Genomic DNA, 425 nt, shown 5'->3' on the forward strand with positions numbered 1-425 from the left:
CGCTGCTGGGCCAGGAAATCGAGGCCGTGATGCAAGGTCGCGGCGATCGGTTGGCGCCGTCGGTGCCGTACCGCAACTACGTGGCGCAGACCCGCCTGGGCATTAGCCAGGCCGCCCACGAGGCGTTCTTCCGCGAGATGCTGGGCGACGTCGACGAGCCGAGCTTGCCGTTCGGCTTGCAGGATGTGCAGGGCGATGGCCAGGGCGTGACCCAAGCCAGCGTGCCGGTGGCCAAGCTGCTCGGGCAGCGCCTGCGCACCCAGGCCCGGCGCCTGGGCGTGAGCAATGCCAGCCTGTACCACTTGGCCTGGGGCCAGGTGGTCGGGCATCTGGCCGCACGCCGCGACGTGGTGTTCGGCACCGTGTTGATGGGCCGCCTGAGCAGCGGCGAAGACGCCGACCGTGCCTTCGGTATGTTCATCAAT

General features: G+C 69.2%; 1 protein-coding gene. It reads left to right on the forward strand.

Annotated features, from left to right (window positions below):
- A partial coding sequence (locus SB764_RS38400) for a condensation domain-containing protein (RefSeq protein ID WP_410866520.1) occupies positions 1 to 425 on the forward strand: 425 nt, incomplete at both ends.

It is taken from the genome of Paraburkholderia sp. SIMBA_027 (assembly GCF_046535315.1).
GTDB lineage: Bacteria > Pseudomonadota > Gammaproteobacteria > Burkholderiales > Burkholderiaceae > Paraburkholderia > Paraburkholderia tropica.